Here is a 21,136-nt window from a genome sequence, read left to right on the forward strand (position 1 = left end):
CGTCATGCTCAAGCGTCATGGTGGCGTGCGGGACATCCTCAGCGCGCTTTGTTACTCCGTCGCTTATGGCTCAAATTCGCCCGCGTATCTACAATCACCTTCAGCATGGCCTTCTGCGCAGCGGCTGCATCCTTGTCGCGGATCGCAGACAGCACCATGCGATGTTGCGGCAAGGAATATTTGAAATTGCTTGCCGTGTGCGCTGACATGGTGAAGTAGCTGCTGAGCGCCGACTCGATCACCGAAAACAGCGAGATCAGCAGTTCGTTCTGGGTGGCAGCGAGAATGGCTTCGTGAAAATCCAGATCGGCGCTGGTCCAGGATTCCGGATCGGGCGCCGCTTCCATGGCATCGAAGGCCGCTTGCATCCGCTTGAGCTGGACCGCCGTGCGATGGCGTGCTGCGCTGGCCGCGGCCGCCGGTTCGATGATCTCGCGCATTTCGGAAAGTTTTTCGACGAAATCCATGGTGGGCATGGAGCTGCAACGCCAGGCCAGTACATCGGCATCCAGCTGGCTCCAGAATCGTGCATCGCGCACCCGCGTGCCGACCTTCGGTCGCGCCTCCACCAAACCTTTGGCCGAAAGGACTTTCATCGCTTCGCGCAGCGACGTGCGGCTGACTTCCATCTCTTCGGCCATGCTTGCTTCGGGAGGCAGCACTTCGCCCGGCTTCAATTCCCCACTGACAATGCGCTGGCCCAGAAGCTGGACGACATGCCCATGCAGATTGCGAGCCGTCATCGGCCCAACGCCATTGCGAACCCGTCGTGCGAGCACGGAACGCACGGGCTTCACGCCATCGTCATCCCGACCGCCTCGAAAAGATGCCATCCCGTTGATCTCCTGCTGATTTCCATACCCACACGGCGAGCCAGACCGGCAAGTCGCATTGCCCATTCACGGCCTTATATAAAGCCGTTTGCCGCATGGCGACCCCGTCTGTGAGTCATGATGCCATGAATCCCGTTGGGCGACTTTTCTGCCGGGCGAGGTCAGTTTCACCCTGCCTGCGTTGTGATGGGGCGTCTGGGTCTGATTTCAGCCACTGAGTGAGGAGTTGAAGTTGGCGCATGGGCCGTCCGCGCCGCATGCGAGGTCGTGCGTCCCGACACGAAGAGGTCAGTAGGGGCCAGCGAGATGCCGACCGTTCGGCGATCGCGACGAGCGGCCGGACGCCATGGTTCCGGCAGGGAGCACCGAGCGGATCAGTTCTGCTTGATAGTCCACCGGCGCGACGCATGCCAACACGTCAGCGTTCGATCAGGCGAGGTCAGGACGGGATTTGAATAAAAACCGGCGGCGCCTTGCGCAAGAACGCAGGGCGCGGCTTTTCATCTCGTCAATGCAGGCGGGCCAACAGATCAGGTTGCTGGGGCAACAACTTTTTCGACGCCTCATCGTGCAAGGCCGCTTCCAGCAAACTGATGACCTGTTCACCCTGATCGGCGAAGACCAGTTCCAACGCTGTATGTCCGCCCAAGGTTTCGATATGGGTGTGAAACAGCCAGTCCCAAATCAACTTGCGATCGGGTTCCAGCTGCGCGGCCAAATTGAAGATGCGGCGGATGATGCCTTGGCTCATGGCTCGGAACTCTTGGTTCAGAAGATATAGCTCAGCGAGACGAAGTAACTTTCGGTGTGATCGGTGTCGACCATCGGGCTGTCTTTCACGGCATTTGGCAGAACCGTGTAACGGATACCCGCCATGGTCAGCCAGGATTGCGAAAGCTTGAAAATGGCGGTGATGCCGAAGTAGGGCGAGGAGCCGCCGCCGGCGTGATAGAAGGGCAATCCGCTACGGAATGCATCGCTGCCGCTGATCCCGTAGTAATAATTATTGATCGCGCTGGTGTTATACGTGACCCCCGCTGTCGGCGTCAGCGTCAGGCGGCCTTCTTTGATCGGGTAGCTGTAATTGGCGTCGAACACTTCACCGCCGCCATGGCCCGTGAATTCTTTTTGCGCGCTGGCCTGCAGCACGCCCCAGTCGGCGCTGTGTTTCCACGCCGCACCGGCAAGGCCGGAAATGTCGCGGTCGGAAAGTTGGCGCAGACGTGGATTGTCGGTGTCGTCGTGCTGAAAGCGATTGCCCAGTGGCGAGGCGATGATGGAAAACTCATCCGAACCGGTGTTGATCAGGCGGAAGCCCAAGGTGGCACCACGCACGTAGAACGACTTGCCTTCGTAATTGACCAGCGGCAGTGGCCAAGCCTTGTTGTTGTAATCGCGATAGGGGCTGGGGCTCCAGAAGGCGCCGATACCGAGCGTCCAGGTGCTGTTTTGCGCAGAAGTGGACTGCGCCATGGCTGCCGTGCTGAAAACCGTGCAGATCGAAGCCGCCGTCAGGCTGGCGAAACACAATGAAACTTTTGGCATGGGGATGCAGGGGAAGGGTAGTTTAAACGGTGCCCATGCTGTGGAACGCACATTGCCCCAACATTGCGTCGGCCCATGCAGGGTGGATGCTAAAGTCGGTTTTTGCCGCAGCTAAGGGGTGCCAGGAGTACCCGATTCATCATGCGCATTTTGCTGGTTGAAGACGAACCGGAAATGGCCGTTGCATTGCGTGCAGCATTGCAACGTCACGGCATGCTGACGGATATCGCGCCCAATCTGGCACAGGCAAGCGAAGCCTTACGCCAGAACGTTCACGATCTGCTGCTGCTCGATCGCCAGCTTCCCGATGGCGATGGCGCCACGCTGATCCAGCTGGCGCGCAAATGCCGCGCCGATTTGCCGGTGATCATGCTGACGGCGCGCGGTGCACTCGCCGATCGCATCGCTGGCCTTGACTTAGGTGCTGACGACTACCTCGTCAAGCCGTTTGCAGTCGAGGAATTGCTGGCACGCATTCGCGCGATATCGCGACGACCGTCGCAACTGGTACTGCCCACGGCAACCGTGGGCAATCTCACGTTCGATTTCTCCACCCACGAAGCGTTTGTCGACGACGTCTTGCTGCCACTGCCGCGGCGACAGTTGCTGGTGCTGGAAGCCCTGTTTCTGCGGCACGGCCGAACCGTCCGTCGGGAAGTACTGCAGGAGTCGGTGTATGACTTCAACGACGAAATTCAATCGAATGCCCTGGATGCACATGTGTCCAAGCTGCGTCGCGCGCTGACGGAAGCGCATGCGCGTGCAGACATTCACGTGATCCGCGGCATCGGCTATCTGCTGAAGGAACGTACCGATGATCGCGAAGAGTAAATCGCTCACCAAACAGCTGGCCTTGCGTCTGATCATCTTGCAGGCGTTGATCATCCTCGTTTTCTCCGTCGTGCTCACGTTTACGGTCTTCAGTGGAAACGTTTCCTATATTGACGAACCGGTGTCGCACACGATCCTTGACGCCGTGCATGTCAATCAGAGCGGCAATCTCGAGCTTCATGCCGACAAAAAAATGCAGAAGCTGCTGCGCGAATCACCCGAGTTGTGGTTTGTGGTGGAAGACGCGCAAGGGCATCGCCTGGAGCACGGGCAGGTGCCGGAGGTGTATCGCCCGCTGCTGCCATCGCTATACCGTTTGGTGCCGTCGGAAATCCACGAAGGCATCGCGCCGTACGACCTCACCATGCGCGTTTTTGTCGGCCCGGCATCGACAGGAAGTTTGCGTGTCATCTGTGGCGGCGCGCCTTCGACCGATATGATCGCCGTGTTCTTCGGCCTCCTCTACTATTTCGGTTGGCGCATCATCCTGCCGATGACGCTGCTGACGTTGATCATGGTGCCGTGGCTGATTCGCCGCGGCATGTCGGGGATGGCCGAGGTAGCCGCGCAGGCACAGGCGATCGATATCGATGTGCAGGGCGCACGGCTCGCCGACCAGGCGGTACCGCGCGAATTGCAGCCGCTCGTGCAGGCATTCAATGCTGCATTGGAGCGCCTCAACGAAGGTTATGATGCGCGCGATCGTTTTCTGGCCGGTGCGGCACATGAGCTGCGCGCACCGATCGCCATTCTGGAGGCACGCATTGAGACGCTGGAATCCGGCGCCACCCGAACCCGACTGCTTGCTGACGTGGCACGGCTATCCAATCTTGCCGAACAGTTGCTCGATCTGCAGCGCCTTGGCAAGCAGCAAACGGCGTTCGAGCCGCTCGATCTGGTGGCGTTGTCACGCGAAGTCACCGCCGACGTCGCGCCGCTGGTGGTGGATGCCGGTTACGAACTGGCCCTGGATGCTCCTGAAACACACGTGATGGTGATGGGTGATCGCCAGTCGCTGTCGCGCGCCTTGACCAACTTGATCCAGAACGCCATCGCGCATGGCGGTGGCTGCGGCCTGATTACGGTCGATGTAAAACGAGACGGTACGCTTGGGGTGAGCGACCAGGGCCCTGGCATTCCCGCCGAGGAACGGCTTCGCATCTTCGAGCCTTTTTATCGCCTGCGTCCCAGTAGCATGGGCGCGGGACTCGGATTGCATCTGGTGCGGGAAATCGTTGCGCTACACGGTGGATGGATCAACGTGACCGAAGCGGACGGCGGCGGCGCATACTTTCGCATGCGGCTTACGCCTGTGCCGTAGCCGCATACGCCCGTCGCAAATCCTCAAACCTTTCAAGCTTTGCTGGCGTGACAGCGAATCCGCATGTAGTCGGCCCACCACTTGCCATCGGCATCGCACATGGATGCGCGCAAAGTGTCCGCCAATGCAGCGAGACATGCAGGCCGTTCTTCTTCCGCTACCGCAGATAGCAAAGGTTGAGCAAAGGTGGTCAGCCAGGCGCGAACGTCGCCGGGTAGCAAGGTTGGCCGGGGCAGCAGCGCCACAAAGTGAACCTGAAAACCCTGCTTTTCCAGCAACGCGCGGTAGTGCTCAGGTGTGGGGAAAAACCACGGATTGGGGATGTCGACATGCCGCGCAGCAAGGGCCGCGTGCAACGCATTGACGATGGTTGCGACATTGCCGTGTCCGCCGAACTCCGCTACGAAGCGTCCGCCAGGTTTCAGTGCGCGCCAAACACCCGCGAGCACGTGCTCGGCATGCGGCATCCAGTGAAGCGCAGCATTGCTGAAAACGGCATCGAATTCGCCATGGAAGTCGAGTGACTGACCATCCATCATCCTTGCCTCGACACCAAGTGCTCTGGTGGCTTCCACCATCGGCGTGCTGCTGTCGACGCCCAGCACATCGCAGCCCATGTCCACGAGTTTGCGTGTCAGCGCGCCATCGCCGCAGCCGAGATCAAGAATTCGCTCGCCCGTGCGGGCTTCGAGCAGATCAAGAATGGACGCGCCGAGATCGGATACAAAGCGGCCGTGCTGCTGGTATGCAATGGGATCCCATTGCTGCTCGTTGTGTGAGGTCATCCCAATCCTGTGTCGCTTGAAAAAGTAAGGCGGAGGTCGTTTATCGCTGATAGCCTGCCTGAATCGAGGTGCTTCCCAATGTGTTGCCATGGATCACATAGCCGATCATGGCGGCCGAAGCATCGGTGGGCACCTCAATGTGTGCAACTTTCAGTGCGTAGACAGTGAAAACATAGCGGTGGGCCTTGTCGCCAGCGGACGGGCAGGGGCCGCCATAAGCATGCGTGCCAAAATCTGTGCGAGCCTGGATGGCGGTAGCCGGAAGTGCCTTACTGTCAACGGTGCCCGCGCCCTCGACCACGTTGTGAACAGAGGCCGGGATATCAAAAACGACCCAATGCCACCAGCCTGAACCGGTCGGTGCGTCGGGATCATAAACGGTTATCGCAAAACTCCGGGTGCCCTGCGGCTCGCCTTTCCACATCAATGCGGGTGAGATGTTCTGGCCGGAGCATCCAAAGCCATGAAGCACCTGGGCGTCCTTCAGGATTCCGTTCGGGCTGAAGGCAGGGCTGGAAACGATGAAATCCGTGGCATGCGCTGCGAAGGCAAAGGCCATGCATAACAAGGCACCAGCCAGGCGAATAAGTTTCATGAGTGGTTCCGCTCGATCACAAGGATTGAAGCGGATGGTGTCAAAACGTCGGAAGAGCGTGTTAGCCGGTTCCCGTCAAACCCTGTCCGTTTTCCTTCATCCGCGCTCTCACCACGGAGGGCGCGACTCCCCAACGTTGCTGGAAAAGAGCGGTAAAGCGGCTATGCGAATCCCAGCCACAACGCCGGGCCACCTCACCCACGGACCAATCGGTGGTCTGCAACATCGATAGTGCGGTCTCCAACCTCACTTCACGCACCAGCGCGGCGAGCGTGGTGTCGCTGGATTCGAGTCGCCGCCGCAAAGTCGATTCGCTTACATGGAATGCATCGGCCAGCGTGGCGACGCTCCAGTCACCGTGCGGGCGTTGAGCGACCAGTCGGCGAACCTTGTCGGGCCAGCTCAGTGCCCGCCCTGGTTCAAAGCGCCAACTGCGCTCCGCGAGCAAGATCAGGACCTCCATGATCCGATGGTGTAACAGTGCGGCGGAAACGCGCTTGCCGCTCGCTGGCGGCAACGTTCTCTGCATCGCTTCCAGCAGTTCGCCGTCGACGGTCACTGCCAGCGCGGCCTTGATCCGTGCGCTGCTATCTGACGCCGGTGACGCGCTGAATTCCCGGACGATGTCGTCGCCAAAGGAGAGTGCCAAAGCTTCGTACGGATGCGCGCCTTCAGGCGCATTGATGACGTCCCATTGCGTACCTTGCGCAATGAGCACGCCCTCCTGACGCCCGGCACTGAGTATGTGGTGCGCTGCCTGCAGGGTTTTCCGGCCCTTAAGCACGGCGACAAACAGGTCACCGCGTACCGTCAAGGTGCGGATCCGGTAACGCTGGGTGGCGACGATGCGAGCGCCGTGTTGAGATTCCATGTTGCGATGATGCAGTGATCAAGACGCAGAATAAAGCGGGGACAGCCATATGGCGTCTTGCGGCGCGCGAATGAGTCTTCCTTCGCGATATGCGGGCACGATAAATCCCCCGTTCACGTGCATACACATTGTGTTGATCTTTTCCGCGCAACAACATCTGTTTCTCATTCGCAAAAGTAATAAGCGCTTCCTGCGATACGCATCACGTTTCGGCGTGGGCTTTGCGGCCAGATTCACTGGACAACGTTGTCATGACGCTCGGATACTCGCCGAACATTGAGATATCGCAAACGTGTAGCACGTGATGACGTGCCTGCATGCGCGATCGTGACCGCTCTTACATGGCTTTATGAACACGCCTGCGCCGTTGCGGGCGCGGCGGACTTTTGCGCCTTACTTTCACGGGAGAAAGCATATGCCTGGAACGAATTCGACGAAGTGGTCTGCTCTGACTTTGAGTTCCTTGAGCACGGCTGTAGGTGCCGTGCTATCCACTGCTGTGCTTACAGCGGCTCCGGTGCAAGCGGTGCACGCTGAAACGGCATGTGCAGCGGCGTGGAGTTCGACTGCGATCTACACCGCGGGCAACGTCGCCAGCGAGAACGGGATCAATTACGAGGCAAATTGGTGGACGCAAGGCAACGATCCGGCTACCAACAACGGTGGGTCCGGTAGCGGTCAACCGTGGACATCGCAGGGTGCGTGCGGCGCGTCGCCGACACCGACACCGACACCAACACCAACACCAACACCAACACCAACACCAACACCAACACCAACACCAACACCAACACCAACACCAACACCAACGCCGACGCCGAGTCCGACACCAGTCACCACCGGCACGATCAACTTCCACCTGCTGCTGGGTGCAGGCACCGCGCAAGACCAACTCATGCTTGCGGGCGACAATTACACCGATCTGGTGATGTCCAACGTCATTGCTGGCGTGATGTATGGCCACCTGGTGGAGGAGTATTACCCAGGCATGCAGTTCGACAAGGATTATCTGTACGGCTCGATCCTCGGACAGTTGCTGCAGGAAAACATTGCGACGGAGTACTACGTCGATACCAGCGACTTGATCGATCCTTCGCCTGATCAGGCGGCCGTCATGGGCGTGGGTCAGGGTGGTCCCTATCAGATCAACAACTACGCCACGGATATGGTGGCTGGGTCGTATGCGCCGGCTGGTCATTCGCTGATCAATTACGTCGCGATCCAAAAAAACATCGGCTATACCATGGCGACTGCGGCCACGCAGTACAGCCAGCCGACACCGGCTTCGTTCAACAACAAGTATTACGGGCCGATGCTCACGGCGTACTTCCACTACAACGACTTCGTATCGCTGATCGTCACCGGTACCGGTGCGGATGGCTGGACCACCCCGTGGCAGCCTCAGTACGACAACGCACTGGCAAACTTCAAGACACTGCCGAACAACTTCCTCGATGTGGTGTTGAACGTCGCTTACAACCAGGGTTACTACGGTGGCCTTGTCAGCAGTTACAGCACGTTGGGAGCTACGGCGACAGCCGCCACGGTGGCGACGGTCAATTCCTATAGTTCGGTGTGGGGTGTTCAGGATACCTATCAGCAGTATCCCTATCAGGTTCGCTATTACCTGGATCAGTTCTACGACAACCCCATTCCCACCACCAGCCTGACCACGATCGTCACGCCAACGAATCACGTGGCGTTCAATGTCGCGTCACTGGAAAACACGTTCTCCAATGTCTTCCAGACCTTGGATTACGTAAACAGCTCGGGTTCTTCCGCGTATATCACGGCAACGCAAGCGCAAACGGCGTTCAACACGGCGCTGACACAAGCGGGTGTGGCAAGCACGGATACGCTGGATCTGAGCAATGCCAGCGATCGCGCCAAGATCTTCGGCTTATTGGAATACGCCATTGGCGATCTGGAAACCAACCTGGGCACGCAATTCAACGCGACAACGACTTCCCAGCTTTAAGCGAGGCGCATCGGCGGTATCGCATGTCGGCGCCATGATTTCGGTGAAATCGTGGCGCCGATATGTGCAACGTCCACCTTGAGCAAGATGTCAGGCGATAAAGGTGTGCAAGCCAGCGGTGGTGCAGCTAGGGCTCGCTGGAGAGGTTCTTGATGAAATCGACGAATGCCCGTAACGGCGCGGGCATCAGGCGCCGTTCGGGAAAATAGAGAAACGGTCCTGTAAAGCGCGGCCACCACGGTTCAAGCATGGGTTCCAGCGCGCCGCTATCCAAAAGCGGGCGAAGCCAGTCCTCAAACAGATAGATAACGCCGGTGCCAGCCACCGCCGCATCGATGATCAATTCAGTGGCGCCACCTATGCGTACGATCAAAGGACCGACGGGCTCGATTCTGATCAGCTCGCCATCACGTTCGAATTCCCATGGGGGCATCACGCCGCTGCCGAAGCGGCCACGCAGGCAAGCATGCGCGAGCAGATCGCGTGGATGTTCCGGACGGCCGTGGCGATCGAGGTAGGAGGGGGCGGCGGCCGTTGCGAATCGTTGGAACCGAGGCCCGATCGGAATCGCGATCATGTCCTGTTCCAGCCGTTCGTCGTAGCGAATGCCCGCATCGCATCCGGCCGCAAGCATGTCGACGAAGCTGTCTTCGGCAACGATTTCGACCTGAATGTCCGGATAGGCAGCGAGAAAGCGGGGCAGGATTTGCGGCAATACCAAACGTGCCGCGCTGACCGGCACGTTGAGCCGCAAGATGCCCACTGGTTTGTCACGCGCGCTGTTGACGACATCGAGCGCTGATTCCACTTCGGCCAAGGCCGGGCCAAGCCGGTCGAGCAGGCGCTTGCCAACTTCGGTCGGCACAACGCTGCGCGTGTTGCGATTGAGCAACCTCACGCCAAGCTGGCTTTCCAACCGCCGAACCGCTTCGCTCAGACCGGATGGACTCATGTTGCCTGCGCGCGCGGCATCACGAAAACCTCCGGCACGGGCGACTGCTATGAAGGCATTAAGATCACTGAGATCCGTTTCCAGCCGTTCGTCGTAGCGAATGCCCGCATCGCATCCGGCCGCAAGCATGTCGACGAAGCTGTCTTCGGCAACGATTTCGACCTGAATGTCCGGATAGGCAGCGAGAAAGCGGGGCAGGATTTGCGGCAATACCAAACGTGCCGCGCTGACCGGCACGTTGAGCCGCAAGATGCCCACTGGTTTGTCACGCGCGCTGTTGACGACATCGAGCGCTGATTCCACTTCGGCCAAGGCCGGGCCAAGCCGGTCGAGCAGGCGCTTGCCAACTTCGGTCGGCACAACGCTGCGCGTGTTGCGATTGAGCAACCTCACGCCAAGCTGGCTTTCCAACCGCCGAACCGCTTCGCTCAGACCGGATGGACTCATGTTGCCTGCGCGCGCGGCATCACGAAAACCTCCGGCACGGGCGACTGCTATGAAGGCATTAAGATCACTGAGATCCGTCGTCATTGTTCGCCATTCCGCACGGCCCGTGCGAATTGTGCTCTCTTATCGCGCGATCGAACAGCACCTACTCTTGCGGACGTCCTGTAAGGAGATCAGAAATGTCCAACATCAAACCGACCAGCACCTTTGTCCTGGGCGATCGCACGGTGAAACGGCTCGGCTATGGCGCCATGCAGCTTGCCGGTCCCGGCGTATTCGGCCCGCCCCGGGATCACGCGGCGGCCCTGGCCGTGTTGCGCCACGTTGTTGCATCCGGCGTGAACCACATCGATACCAGCGACTTCTACGGTCCGCATGTCACCAACCAGGTGATCCGCGAGGCGCTGGCTCCTTATCCGGACAACATGGTTATCGTCACGAAAATCGGTGCACGACGCGGCAGCGATGGTGCGTGGATTCCTGCCTTCGCGCGCGAGGAACTGACTCAGGCCGTGCACGACAATTTGCGCAATCTCGCACTGGATGTGCTGGAGGTGGTGAACCTGCGCATCATGATCAATCCGCATGGACCTGCTGAAGGTTCCATTGAAGCAGCGCTCACGGTGCTCGCCGATCTGCAGCGGCAAGGATTGGTGCGCCATATCGGTCTCAGCAACGTCACGGCAACCCAGATTGCAGAAGGGCGCAAGATCTGCCCGATCGTCTGCGTGCAGAATCACTACAACCTTGTGCACCGGCACGATGACGCTTTGATCGATGATCTCGCCCGCGATGGCATCGCCTACGTACCGTACTTCCCGCTTGGCGGCTTCACGCCACTGCAATCATCCGTGCTTTCCGAGGTGGCCAGCCAGCTGCATGCCACGCCGATGCAAGTAGCCATTGCATGGTTGCTGCATCGGGCGCCGAACATGCTGCTGATCCCGGGCACATCGTCCATGACTCATCTCGATGAAAATATCGCCGCTGCGAAGCTGATGCTGCCTGATGATGCGATGACTGCCTTGAACGAGCTGGGTTCTGCTGTGGCGGCACACTGATCCCTCTGCCACCTTGTTTGTGTGGCAATTGGACCTGAGCATGCTGTGCGCCCACATCCGGCGTGCAGCATGCAAGCAGGGCGAATCTGTACGTGCCATGCCGACAGGCTAGACGGATTTAACCTCTCCGCCATCCATGCGAAGCATCGATCCGGTCATCCAGCGGGCCGCAGGCGATACCAGGAAAGCCATCAGCTCAGCAATTTCCTCGGGTTGGCCGTAGCGTGCGATACCGGCGTCGCGAGGAAAGCGCTCGGTTGCTTCGGCAACCGTCATGTCATGCAAGGGCGCCCAATGCTCGAGATAGGAGCGGCGGCGTCCAGTCATGACGGGACCCGGCAGCACGCTGTTGACTTGTACGCCGTCGGTAATACCGCGATCCGAGAATGCCTTCGCCAACGCAGCAATGGCTGCGTTGATGGTACCGACCGCGGCATAAGGCGCTTTCGGAAAGATGGCCGAATTGCCCGATGTAAACACCACCGAACCTTTGGTCTGCTTGAGCGCGGGCCACGCCTGGATCGTCAATCGCCGTGCACCATGCAGCTTGAGCGCCATGCCGTCATCCCATTGCTCATCGGTCATGTCGAAAAGATCCACTTGCGGCACCGCCCCGGCGATATTGAGCAACGCATCGATGCGGCCGAATGTCGACAATGTCTTTTCAACGACGATGCTAGCCGACGATTTTTCCGCCAGGTCGAGTTCGATGATCAACGTCTTCGCGCCACCTGCCTCGACGGATTTTGCCGTCTCCAACAAGTGCTCGCGGCTCCTGGCGACAAGCACCACCGAGCTGAAATCCTTTGCCAGGCGAATCGCAGTGGCCTGACCGATACCTTGGCTTGCCCCCGTCACGATGGCAATTGACTCGGACATGTTGGTCTCCTCACGCGTGAATGGATTGACATCAATCCTGGAAAAATTCGCGGATGACGCCTGCGATCTCTTGCGCATGGGTTTCCAGCGCGAAGTGCCCGGTATCGAAGAAACGAACCTGCGCTTCGGGAATATCGCGCTTGAAGGCTTCCGCACCCGGCGGCAGGAAGAACGGGTCGTTCTTGCCCCACACGGCCAGGAAGCGCGGATGATGGCGACGGAAATACGCCTGGAAAGTCGGGTAAAGCGCGATGTTGCTCTGGTAATTCAGAAATAGATCGAGCTGAACTTCGTCCGCGCCCTTGCGCGATAGATAGTAGTTGTCGAGCGCAATGCCGTCGGGCGAAACGAGCGCCTCGTCACTGACACCATGCGTGTACTGCCAACGCGTCGATTCTGGCGCTAGAAAACCGCGCAACGCTTCACGATTCGCAGCCGAAGGGTCTTGCCAATAGGCGCGGATAGGATTCCAGCCGTCGCTCAAGCCTTCTTCGTAAGCATTGCCATTCTGCGAGATGATCCCGGTGATGCGCTCCGGATGTTTCACGGCAAGACGAAAGCCGGTTGGCGCGCCGTAATCGAAGACATAGACGGCAAACCGGTCAAAACCGACGACTTCTGTAAAGCGGTCGATGACGTTCGCGATGTTGTCAAAGCTGTAGGTGAATTGATCACGCGATGGCATGTCCGACTGACCGAATCCCGGCAGATCAGGCGCGATGATGTGGAAGTCATCGCTGAGCAACGGGATCAGGTCGCGAAACATGTGGCCGGAACTCGGAAAGCCATGCAGCAGCAATAACTTTGGTTTGTCGGGCGTGCCGGCCTCGCGGTAGAAAATGTTCAGGCCGTCGACATTGGCGTGACCATAGCGGATGGTGGACATGGTGTTTCTCCTCAAGATCGAAATGATGTGATGGGGAAGCGAGACGCAATCAGCGGTCGCTCGCACGTACGGCGTCAGTGATGACTTTTTCCACGAGCTCCGGTGCGGAGACGCTCGGCAGGTGATCGATGGGATGGGCGCTGATATGTGCATTCATGCGTTCAGCCATGAAGCGCTGAGTCTTTTCGGGAATCATGTGATCCTGCTCGGCAAGCAGGTACCAGGCCGGCACGCTTCGCCACAGCGGTTTGGCGACTGGAACGGTGATGCACGCCGGCGAAATCGGTCGCTGTGCGGCGGCGAGCGCCTTTTGTTCCTCCGGCGTCGCGTTTTGCGCGAAAGCAGTGCCGAATGCTTCGGTCGGGAGCCAGATCCATCCCTCGCTGTCCGGCGCCAGCTTCGGTGCCCGGTCATCGTGCGCGTTGCGATAGAACACATCCGCCACCGTCTCACCCTGGTCCGGAGCGAGGGCCGCGATGTAAACCAGGGCGCGTACCTTGGCATTCCCCGTGGAGGCGATCACCGCGCCGGCGTAGGCGTGACCGGCCAGCACCACTGGGCCATCGACGTGTTCCAGGGTTCTTTCCAGCGCGGCGACATCGTCGGCCAGCGACGACAATGGCAGGCGAAAAGTAACTGCCTTGATGCCTTTTGAGTGGAGCAAGTCTACGACCTTGCGCCAGCTCGACTCATCCGCCCATGCGCCATGGGCAAACACTACGGTTACGCTCTGATTGCTCATTTTTGCCTCTCCTGCGCGTCTTGGCCCGAGTCAGTGAAGGTTGCTGAGGGTTGAAATCGTCGTAACCTCCTCGACATAGTTATGAAGGTTATTTCGACAAAAGTAACTTGTCAACAACTTTCAGGCCGGTTACTGTCCTCGACAGGAGACAACCCTATGCCGCAGCCAAATCCCGCCCTTTTCCTGGCCGACTCACTCGGACTGGATTTCCTCAATTCGGTAGCCACGCCAGTGGATACCCCGGTCGACTGGCTCGATGACGGGGAGGGGTTGCTGGGTTGGCTTCACCAGGCGCGGCTGGTACCCGATGAGGTGCTTGGCTCCATCCGTGAGCGTGCGATTCCCGGAGAGCTGGATCGTTTGGCCGGCCAGGCCCGCGCGCTCCGGGAGTGGTTCCGTGGCTTCGTCCAGGAGCACAAGGGGCATCCGCTGAAGGGCGCAGATCTAAGCAAGCTTGACCCGCTCAACCAATTGCTGACGCGCGATGAGGGATATGGCGAAATCATCGCGTCAGAAAATGGCGCACCTTCCGCATTCCAGCTGTCGCGCTCGCGGCGTTGGACGTCACCAGAAACCTTGTTGCTGCCGATTGCCGAATCGATGGCGCATCTTGTGTGCGCAGAAGACTTCGCTTACGTGAAGGCTTGCGAAGGTCCTGCTTGCACTTTGTTGTTTGCCGATCACACGCGTGGACATGCACGCAGGTGGTGCAGCATGTCGCTCTGCGGTAATCGTGCCAAGCAGGCTGCGCACCGCCGCCGTGCCAAATCGGCGGCGGACAGCGTGTGACTCATCTTCTGTTCGAAGCCACGTTTGCTCGTTGTGCATCATCGGTTTGAGCACGCACGCCACGCAGGGAGATCGTGGATCTGCGCCTAAAGCCATGGATTGGCTTCATCCAACGCAAGCGATTTGGCTACCGCCATTGGGTGGCGCGGACCGTACACTGTAAACAGCGCCGGAGGACGGGCTGATGCGGATCGCAAGTACGGGGCATGCAGTCTTCGCGTTGACCATGATCGCGCTGGGCATCGTCGGCTTGATCCAGCGCGATTTCGCAGCCATATGGCCGCCCGTTCCTGCGGGCCTGCCTGCACGTGAGGTACTGGTTTATCTCTGCGCGCTTATCTCGCTGGGAACCGGCGTGGGCTTGTTCTTCCTGCGTGCCGCGGCTGCTCGCCTGCTGCTTGCCTACCTCCTGCTCTGGATGCTGTTGTTCAGAGTGCCTGGCTTGTTCCTCGCACCCGCCACGCAGGACTCTTGGTCGGGATGCGGCGAAGGTGCCGTGTATGTGGCTGGCGCCTGGGCATTGTTTGCCTGGCTTGCCACCGAATGGGACACGCAACATCTCCCGGCGTTTGCCGTTGGCGACAAAGGCGTGCGTATCTCGAGAATGCTCTACGGTATGGCCTTGATCCCTTTCGGTGCAGCCCATTTCACCTATCTTAAGGAGACCGTCGCGCTGGTTCCGCATGAGTTGCCATGGCCCACAGTGTGGGCTTGCTTCACCGGCTGCGCTTACATCGCAGCCGGTGCGGCGGTACTCACGGGCATCTATGCAAGGCCGGCTGCGATATTCTCGGCCTTGCAGATGGGTTTGTTTACCCTGCTGGTATGGGCGCCGGTTGTAGCAACAGGTCCCAACGCTTTTCAATGGAGCGAGAGTGTTGTCTCGTGGACGTTAACGGCAAGCGCCTGGGTAGTGGCAGACTCCTACCGCCACAAACCGACGATAACCTGACCCTCAAGAACCCAACACGCTATCCCGATGTGTTCTTGCTGTCCGCTGCGGGCACATTTATCGAATAGACGACGGAAGCTATTTTCCACCCATCGTTGGTATGGACCGTTGTCCAGATGATCCGGCCGTGACCGACGCTGGCCTTGTAGTCAAACGAGATTGAACCGACTTCTCCATCCGAATACATGTTGAGGTTTTCAATCTGATCGGGTGGCAACTTGATTTCGCCGGCCACTTCTTGCTTTGCGGTACTTAGAAAAGTACGCGGCACCGGTTGCTTGTTGGCAGCAGTAATGACTGCGTAAGACTTAGGAGCAATGCCGCCCATGACAGGAGCATCTCCGCTCACGTACATATCCAGTAATGCTGTGACATCCTTCCTTGCGACAGCTTGTTGATAGCGACTCCACAGTGCATGTAGCGCTGGTAAATCTTGGCCTTCTGTGGACTGGCTTGCCAGCTCAGCTCCGATGGCTTGGGTGGCGATCGATATCCCTGCAACCACTGCGAATGCCCTATACGCAATCCCCTTCATTGAATCCTTCTCCCAAAACGCACTCGACGCGGCGCGCTAAGCACTCGACCGCGGTTATCAGCGGAGAGTTCCCGTTCGTAAGCCAAAGCGAACACTGCTAGAAGTCCGAGGCCTTCAGCCGCCAGTACGAACAGTGCAGGTGCAACACAGGACGAAAGGGAGACTGCATGCTCATAAAGACAAGCATGCAAATCTACCCTTTCAAGATTGAAGTGCCGATTGCAGTCGATGGATTGCCTGTGCTTATGGCGAGGCAGGCGCCGGTGCGGATGATGCAGAAGCGGGAACAAGCTCGGAGGCGCAGTGATAGCCCTTTCCACCCTCGCCAGCAATCAGGCCGGTGGAACTCGAGCAAAAACCATGCAGGCGGCCACCCCACATTCTCCAATAACCGCGTAATACAGGGCCTTCCGATGCCAGGGTGAAATAGACGTTTGTTTTGCCATCGGATTGCGGCACAGCATGCAGAGTCACATTCATAAAAACTTGTGCCGCTTCATGCCTGCCGTCAATAACGGCGGATGCCTTGGTCCAATTTTTGACGCTCTGCCAAAGCAGATCATTGACTTGGGTTGGCAGTCGTTGCGAGTGCTGGATGTCGCGAACCTGTCCCCTGGCATCTACGATCACCAGCAAAGGCACATTCATGACTTCGCCGGACTGGATCTGACCAGCTCCATGATCAGCGGTGGCTTGAGCGGGCGCCGAGATATTTCCCGATGAGACGCCGTTCGCGGCGGCATTCATTGCGCTCGCCATCCATACTGAAAAAATCAACAAAACTACATTTGCACGGCTCATATCCCTACTCCTGCAAATGACAGATGATGGAAGATGCCCGATCTGTGTACTCCCCGTGAAACAGGCCTGTCAAGCGGTAAGGGCTCGCGTAGCATAACGTCGCGCTGAAACGTCGGCTTCCGATCCGACGCGGATTTTTTTTACATTCCCGTAACCTGATCAGGATGAGGAAGTTATGCATTATTCCCGCCTATGCGCGCTACTCATTGATTGCAATACGCCTGATATCGATAAGGCCGCCAGCTTCTGGGCCGAAGCATTAGGAAGGCCCGTCGACATGGACCATCCTGGCACGCGTGGTAACTACCGAATGTTGGAAACGCCAGACGATGAGCCCATCGTTCAAATTCAACGTGTCTCACATGAAAGCAGGGTCCATTTAGACATTGAAACCGATGACATTCCTGCCGAGGTAGCTCGCCTGGAGAAGTTGGGTGCGCAGGTGGTTGATCGTCTCGAGCGCTGGGTCGTGATGCAGGCACCCTCAGGACAGCGATTCTGCGTGGTCCGAATACAGCGGCCAGGCTTTCCAAAAAATGCCAACCGCTGGGACTGACTCACATTGATCCAAATGGGGGGGGGGCTTACGCCTTTGCTTATGTTCCTATGGCGGTTGTCTTGCAGGTATTCGTGGTTGAACGCAAGCGATCAAAGGAATTTTTGAACATTCGATCTCGGGGGAAGGATGAGCAAAAACACTTGGCTTCTAGCTGGTATCTGCGGGATCACTGCGCTTGGCGCACTTGTCTATTTAGTCGAGGGGAATGTAGCTGAGACACGCGAAGTGACGGTTATCCCGGGGACTGGGGTAAGCATGGCGCTCCCGGATGGCGTGGTGATTGCACCCCTGGGTACGATCTTTATCGATAGCCGCCACGAAGTCATGGTGGGTTTGGTGGAGGGGCCTGCGTCTAAGGGCAGTATGAATAAATACGCATTTCCAGGTGCTGGTGAATCATTTCGAAGTTCCACCATCAGTGGGGTTCTGTATAAGCGAACGCGATCTGAAGGAAAAGGCACATGGGATGGGTGGCAGCTCAATGCCTCAAGAGGTGATACATCGCTTGATCTGTTGCTCTCCTATTCTGGATCCAAGCCGGGAAAATTTGAGGAACTTAAAAAGTATCTGTCGACGGTTTCATGGAATGACCAAATACGCGATCCTGAAGTTGCGTTTGGCCTAAGGCTACATGTATCCGGACTTCGCTTAGTGCCTAGTGTGGTTGGAGCGCTCGCGTATACCCAAGACGGGAAACCCTCTCAAAATGCGCCCTATATGAATGTCTTCGCGGGTCCCTACAGCCTGAAGGGCGACATGTTGAAGTTTCACCAACTTTGCGAAAAAGATGCATCAGTCATCGCGAATGGTGAGCATGTCTCAGTTCGATACCAGTCAAGAAACCAAATGTGGGTATGCGATGCCTGGGGCCAGTCTTATACGGCTGTTCTGATGCTTCCCGATGGTTCGATCGCAAATGTCTTGGGGCAAGGAGATCCGGACGTCTTTCAGAGTGCGTTGCTCAACGCGCAAGTCATTCCACGCGTGCCTTCTAAAAAGTAGTGATGCCCGTTAGACGTGATCACGCCGGCCGATAAGTCTGCGCCATCGCGCCGAGCGGGAAGGCCTTCGAACTGACCAGCTTCAGTGGCCTCGGCGCGGGCAGGTCGGAGAAGATCGGCAGGCCTTTGCCCAACGCGATCGGATAGATCATCAGGACGTATTGATCGACCAGGTTCTGGGCGATGAGGCTACGCGCGAAGGTGGCGCCTCCAATGGCGATGATCGGCTTGCCGTCCTTAGCTTTCAGTTTGTTGATTTCGTCGGCCAGGTCGCCGCTGGCCACATAGGCTTCGGCCCAGCTTTCCGCGCCGGGTTGAAGCGTGTCGCCAGCCTGAGCCCGGGCGTCCCTGAGTCCCTTGGCGGCAGCCTCCAGGACCACCGGTCCCCGTTTTGAAAAGACCGCCTTGGGGATCTGATTCATCGCCGGCGCGAACGCCATGGTGGACGTTGGCCAAAACGGGGCCATGTCCTGAAAGGAACGGCTGCCCATGATGATCAGGCTGGCGTTCCACATGTTCTCCACCTTCCAGGTTATGGCTTCCTGGTCGCCGCTAAATACCCATTGGATGTCGCCGTCGGGGCCGCTGACAAAACCGTCGAGCGTCACAGACATCGTCAAGATCAGCTCTCTCATCGCTTTCTCCTCGCGCTGGTGCGACCCAAGGAAGGACCAGATCAATCGGTTCTGACAACTCGCTTTCGACCCGAAGCAGACACCGTCCCAACGACAAAACTCATTCAGAGGGGCTGCAGTGATTTCGACTTTTAGCCGCGACGAAGAAACGCTCGCACCTCGACGGGTGCACGGCAGGCGACCACAGCCTTGCGCCCCCAAGCCAGTGCCTCATCCATATCAGCGGCCTCCAGTATCCAAAAACCGCCAATGTGTTCCTTGGCTTCAATGTATGGGCCATCGGTAACGGCCACCTTGCCACCCGATTGCTTGCGCAGCGATTTCGCCTTGTCAGCCGACTCCAGACCACCGGCGAAGAACCTGGCGCCCGCGGTCGCCATCTCTTCGTTGAGCGCGTGGATATCGCGGATCATCGCTTCGCCTTCGAGGGACGGGTCGTAGTTTTCAGGGTGATGAATGGCAACCAGATATTGCGACATGTCTGTTCCCCTCTATCACATTCAGGTGGCCCGATTGCCGGCCTTCACTATCACGTCGAACGGCCGGAACCGAATTCGACAAAGCGTCCTAAAGATTTGTGCGTTGGCAGGCTTCAAACAACTCCCGGGGCGTCCAGGAGGCAGAGTATCTGTTTGGAGGGTGCCGACAAGGATCTTTGACCGGTTGGAAGATCGAGAGGAATCAGCTCAGGGTTGATGACATCCGGCCGAAGTGGAGACCCCGTTTTCATGGCATCCTCCTTTAGTCTTGTTTTGCGCGGCAAATACAGGAAATGGGCCTGATTGCGGTTTCAGAAGTAGGAAGTCCGCTTCCAACCCAGAGTGGATATGATTAAAAGTAACGGGTAAAACTTTCCGCAGACAGGTGGAAGTCTGCGCCGACTGACGCTCATAACAAGGAGAAGGATATGAAAACGCCAGACGAATTTGCTCGGATGATGAGTGAGAAGGATCCAAATATCGGTAAACGCCCTGAAGGATCCTTCACGATTTCACAGCCGAAGGAACAGCAGAAACTCGGCGGATTTGAGTACTTCTGGGCTGCTTTGCCGCTTTTGGTGTTGGTGATAGGTGGCGCAATTGGAGGGTTGTTCGCGGCGCTCGCGGTTACGGCCAATTTCGCGATTTTCCGATCGACGAAAAGCAGACTCTACAAATACAGCGTTAGCACCTGCGTGACGCTAGGGACGGTAATTCTTTGGTATGTGGTTGCCCTCTTGCTAATGGTGATCTTTCCGGGGTTGAAACATCACTAAACGGGAACCTATGCGTCGCTTGTTCGCTTGCTACCTCAATGTCCTTGCGAAACATCTGCTGGCACCACCGCCATGACGCGCACCGGAAATCCTTCGCCGTTCTTGACCTTGGGCCACATGGCGATGAGGACAGCGCCGGTCGCGGGTACCTCATTGAGATGGGCCATGGCTTCGATCTGGTAATGGCCGTGTTGTAGAAGCCAGGTTTCGGAATCCATATGGGGAGTCGTGTCGGTGTCGAGCGATTCGTGGCCGATCGCTGTGACGCCGCGCTGTTCGATCAAGAAGCGCACGGCGGCCAGTGACCAGGCGGGGAAGGGTGAGCGCTTGAATCGCGTCGGGTTGGTATCCCAGTCTTTAGACAGATCGGTTCGCAGCGCAGCGAACGACCCGGATGGAACGCGGCCATGACTCTTTTCCCAAGACAGAATGTCGTTGACGTTCAACGCATGATTGGGATCTTTGTGCAGCAGGCCGGTGATATCGAAAACCACCAAGGGAAGGATCATCTGGTCTAACGGAATGGCGTCGATCGTGGCGCCATGGGCATCAAAATGCGCAGGCGGATCGATATGCGTTCCATACTGACCAACCATGGAGAAGTAATTAGCCCTGAATCCATCTTTTTCGATGGTGTAGGGCTGGCCGGTCTTTGGATCTTTCGCGGGAGTGATGATCGCTTGACCGAAGCCACTCCAGACCGGCGTGCTCGCACTGAACGAATGGGTCAGATCAACGAGCTTGCTGGCATGGACGATAGCGAGAAGCTCGGTGCTCTGGTTGCCATGGACATCGCTAGCTTTTGTCTGAGCAACGACGCCCGTGCTTATCAGGGAAAATGCCAAGGCGACAATCATTCGTTGGATCACGTCAGGAACTCCTT

At 58.0% G+C, this 21,136-nt stretch carries 24 protein-coding genes and 1 pseudogene; 9 read left to right on the plus strand and 16 right to left on the minus strand.

The annotated features are described in order from the left end of the window. Nucleotides 1-38: 38 nt before the first annotated feature. The 3 genes from ISN74_RS00240 to ISN74_RS00250 form a co-directional block, all read right to left on the minus strand. Nucleotides 39-833 carry a FadR/GntR family transcriptional regulator gene (locus ISN74_RS00240; protein ID WP_229678907.1) on the minus strand — a complete coding sequence of 265 codons (795 nt, stop codon included), beginning with the start codon at nucleotides 831-833 and terminating at the stop codon, nucleotides 39-41. 508 nt (nucleotides 834-1,341) lie between these two features. Then, nucleotides 1,342-1,584 (minus strand): hypothetical protein, encoded by a 243-nt coding sequence (locus tag ISN74_RS00245; protein WP_188796225.1) that lies wholly within the window; start codon nucleotides 1,582-1,584, stop codon nucleotides 1,342-1,344. A 17-nt stretch (nucleotides 1,585-1,601) separates the two neighbouring features. Further along, nucleotides 1,602-2,378 (minus strand): MipA/OmpV family protein, encoded by a 777-nt coding sequence (locus ISN74_RS00250; RefSeq protein WP_188796227.1) that lies wholly within the window; start codon nucleotides 2,376-2,378, stop codon nucleotides 1,602-1,604. 141 nt (nucleotides 2,379-2,519) lie between these two features. Here ISN74_RS00250 and ISN74_RS00255 point away from each other — a divergent pair, with 141 nt between their 5' ends. Together ISN74_RS00255 and ISN74_RS00260 are read left to right on the plus strand one after the other, a co-directional pair. Further along, nucleotides 2,520-3,209: a response regulator gene (locus ISN74_RS00255; RefSeq protein WP_188796229.1), complete on the plus strand. Its 690-nt coding sequence runs from the start codon at nucleotides 2,520-2,522 to the stop codon at nucleotides 3,207-3,209. Beyond that, nucleotides 3,193-4,530 carry a sensor histidine kinase gene (locus ISN74_RS00260; RefSeq protein WP_188796230.1) on the plus strand — a complete coding sequence of 446 codons (1,338 nt, stop codon included), beginning with the start codon at nucleotides 3,193-3,195 and terminating at the stop codon, nucleotides 4,528-4,530. Before ISN74_RS00255 ends, ISN74_RS00260 begins: the two co-directional genes overlap by 17 nt. Nucleotides 4,531-4,562: 32 nt before the next feature. On the opposite strand, the gene ISN74_RS00265 is transcribed toward ISN74_RS00260, so the two are convergent. The 3 genes from ISN74_RS00265 to ISN74_RS00275 all read right to left on the minus strand — a co-directional run bounded on the left by ISN74_RS00265 (nucleotide 4,563) and on the right by ISN74_RS00275 (nucleotide 6,781). Next, nucleotides 4,563-5,315, minus strand: a complete 753-nt coding sequence (locus ISN74_RS00265) for a class I SAM-dependent methyltransferase (RefSeq protein WP_188796232.1) — start codon at nucleotides 5,313-5,315, stop codon at nucleotides 4,563-4,565. Nucleotides 5,316-5,355: 40 nt separating this feature from the next. After that, complete coding sequence (locus ISN74_RS00270; RefSeq protein WP_203546674.1) at nucleotides 5,356-5,874, minus strand: YbhB/YbcL family Raf kinase inhibitor-like protein; 519 nt, start codon at nucleotides 5,872-5,874, stop codon at nucleotides 5,356-5,358. A gap of 97 nt (nucleotides 5,875-5,971) precedes the next feature. Further along, complete coding sequence (locus ISN74_RS00275; protein ID WP_188796236.1) at nucleotides 5,972-6,781, minus strand: helix-turn-helix transcriptional regulator; 810 nt, start codon at nucleotides 6,779-6,781, stop codon at nucleotides 5,972-5,974. Nucleotides 6,782-7,244: 463 nt separating this feature from the next. Here ISN74_RS00275 and ISN74_RS00280 point away from each other — a divergent pair, with 463 nt between their 5' ends. Then, the gene (locus ISN74_RS00280) at nucleotides 7,245-8,759 is read left to right on the plus strand and encodes a carbohydrate-binding protein (RefSeq protein WP_229678909.1); all 1,515 of its coding nucleotides are present in this window, start codon (nucleotides 7,245-7,247) and stop codon (nucleotides 8,757-8,759) included. Nucleotides 8,760-8,886: 127 nt separating this feature from the next. On the opposite strand, the gene ISN74_RS00285 is transcribed toward ISN74_RS00280, so the two are convergent. Together ISN74_RS00285 and ISN74_RS21205 are read right to left on the minus strand one after the other, a co-directional pair. Next, nucleotides 8,887-10,071, minus strand: a complete 1,185-nt coding sequence (locus tag ISN74_RS00285; protein WP_268235696.1) for a LysR substrate-binding domain-containing protein — start codon at nucleotides 10,069-10,071, stop codon at nucleotides 8,887-8,889. Further along, nucleotides 10,066-10,242: pseudogene (locus tag ISN74_RS21205) on the minus strand (helix-turn-helix domain-containing protein); the annotation flags it as partial. The pseudogene ISN74_RS21205 and the gene ISN74_RS00285, both read right to left, overlap by 6 nt. Before the next feature lie 95 nt (nucleotides 10,243-10,337). Here ISN74_RS21205 and ISN74_RS00290 point away from each other — a divergent pair. Beyond that, nucleotides 10,338-11,219, plus strand: coding sequence for an aldo/keto reductase family oxidoreductase (locus ISN74_RS00290; protein WP_188796241.1), 882 nt, complete (start codon nucleotides 10,338-10,340; stop codon nucleotides 11,217-11,219). A gap of 108 nt (nucleotides 11,220-11,327) precedes the next feature. Here ISN74_RS00290 and ISN74_RS00295 read toward each other — a convergent pair whose 3' ends face one another. From ISN74_RS00295 to ISN74_RS00305, 3 genes are read right to left on the minus strand one after another with little or no spacing between them, the layout of a single operon-like run. Further along, on the minus strand, nucleotides 11,328-12,098 hold the full coding sequence (locus tag ISN74_RS00295; protein ID WP_188796243.1) for an SDR family oxidoreductase: 771 nt from the start codon (nucleotides 12,096-12,098) through the stop codon (nucleotides 11,328-11,330). Between the two features lie 31 nt (nucleotides 12,099-12,129). Then, on the minus strand, nucleotides 12,130-12,999 hold the full coding sequence (locus ISN74_RS00300) for an alpha/beta fold hydrolase (protein ID WP_425488823.1): 870 nt from the start codon (nucleotides 12,997-12,999) through the stop codon (nucleotides 12,130-12,132). Between the two features lie 34 nt (nucleotides 13,000-13,033). Further along, the gene (locus ISN74_RS00305; RefSeq protein ID WP_188796247.1) at nucleotides 13,034-13,726 is read right to left on the minus strand and encodes an alpha/beta fold hydrolase; all 693 of its coding nucleotides are present in this window, start codon (nucleotides 13,724-13,726) and stop codon (nucleotides 13,034-13,036) included. Nucleotides 13,727-13,882: 156 nt separating this feature from the next. Here ISN74_RS00305 and ISN74_RS00310 point away from each other — a divergent pair, with 156 nt between their 5' ends. Together ISN74_RS00310 and ISN74_RS00315 are read left to right on the plus strand one after the other, a co-directional pair. After that, nucleotides 13,883-14,515 carry a CGNR zinc finger domain-containing protein gene (locus ISN74_RS00310; protein ID WP_188796257.1) on the plus strand — a complete coding sequence of 211 codons (633 nt, stop codon included), beginning with the start codon at nucleotides 13,883-13,885 and terminating at the stop codon, nucleotides 14,513-14,515. A gap of 184 nt (nucleotides 14,516-14,699) precedes the next feature. Further along, nucleotides 14,700-15,467, plus strand: coding sequence for a DoxX family membrane protein (locus ISN74_RS00315; RefSeq protein ID WP_188796259.1), 768 nt, complete (start codon nucleotides 14,700-14,702; stop codon nucleotides 15,465-15,467). Nucleotides 15,468-15,486: 19 nt separating this feature from the next. Here the strand turns inward: ISN74_RS00315 and ISN74_RS00320 are convergent, their stop codons facing one another. Next, on the minus strand, nucleotides 15,487-16,002 hold the full coding sequence (locus tag ISN74_RS00320) for a hypothetical protein (RefSeq protein ID WP_188796262.1): 516 nt from the start codon (nucleotides 16,000-16,002) through the stop codon (nucleotides 15,487-15,489). A 243-nt stretch (nucleotides 16,003-16,245) separates the two neighbouring features. Continuing rightward, the gene (locus ISN74_RS00325) at nucleotides 16,246-16,803 is read right to left on the minus strand and encodes a hypothetical protein (protein ID WP_188796264.1); all 558 of its coding nucleotides are present in this window, start codon (nucleotides 16,801-16,803) and stop codon (nucleotides 16,246-16,248) included. A gap of 175 nt (nucleotides 16,804-16,978) precedes the next feature. Between ISN74_RS00325 and ISN74_RS00330 the strand changes: the two genes are divergently transcribed. Both ISN74_RS00330 and ISN74_RS00335 read left to right on the plus strand, forming a co-directional pair. After that, nucleotides 16,979-17,359, plus strand: coding sequence for a VOC family protein (locus ISN74_RS00330; protein WP_188796266.1), 381 nt, complete (start codon nucleotides 16,979-16,981; stop codon nucleotides 17,357-17,359). Between the two features lie 129 nt (nucleotides 17,360-17,488). Further along, nucleotides 17,489-18,364 (plus strand): hypothetical protein, encoded by an 876-nt coding sequence (locus tag ISN74_RS00335; RefSeq protein ID WP_188796268.1) that lies wholly within the window; start codon nucleotides 17,489-17,491, stop codon nucleotides 18,362-18,364. Between the two features lie 19 nt (nucleotides 18,365-18,383). Here ISN74_RS00335 and ISN74_RS00340 read toward each other — a convergent pair whose 3' ends face one another. Continuing rightward, nucleotides 18,384-18,998: a dihydrofolate reductase family protein gene (locus ISN74_RS00340; protein WP_188796270.1), complete on the minus strand. Its 615-nt coding sequence runs from the start codon at nucleotides 18,996-18,998 to the stop codon at nucleotides 18,384-18,386. 131 nt (nucleotides 18,999-19,129) lie between these two features. Next, nucleotides 19,130-19,477 (minus strand): YciI family protein, encoded by a 348-nt coding sequence (locus tag ISN74_RS00345; RefSeq protein WP_188796272.1) that lies wholly within the window; start codon nucleotides 19,475-19,477, stop codon nucleotides 19,130-19,132. Between the two features lie 428 nt (nucleotides 19,478-19,905). Here ISN74_RS00345 and ISN74_RS00350 point away from each other — a divergent pair, with 428 nt between their 5' ends. After that, entirely contained in the window at nucleotides 19,906-20,253 is a 348-nt protein-coding gene (locus ISN74_RS00350; protein ID WP_188796274.1) for a hypothetical protein, read from the plus strand. Between the two features lie 35 nt (nucleotides 20,254-20,288). On the opposite strand, the gene ISN74_RS00355 is transcribed toward ISN74_RS00350, so the two are convergent. After that, entirely contained in the window at nucleotides 20,289-21,122 is an 834-nt protein-coding gene (locus ISN74_RS00355; protein WP_203546676.1) for a cyclase family protein, read from the minus strand. Between the last annotated feature and the right edge of the window lie 14 nt (nucleotides 21,123-21,136).

Origin of the sequence: Dyella caseinilytica, from assembly GCF_016865235.1 — a bacterium.
Lineage (GTDB): Bacteria > Pseudomonadota > Gammaproteobacteria > Xanthomonadales > Rhodanobacteraceae > Dyella_B > Dyella_B caseinilytica.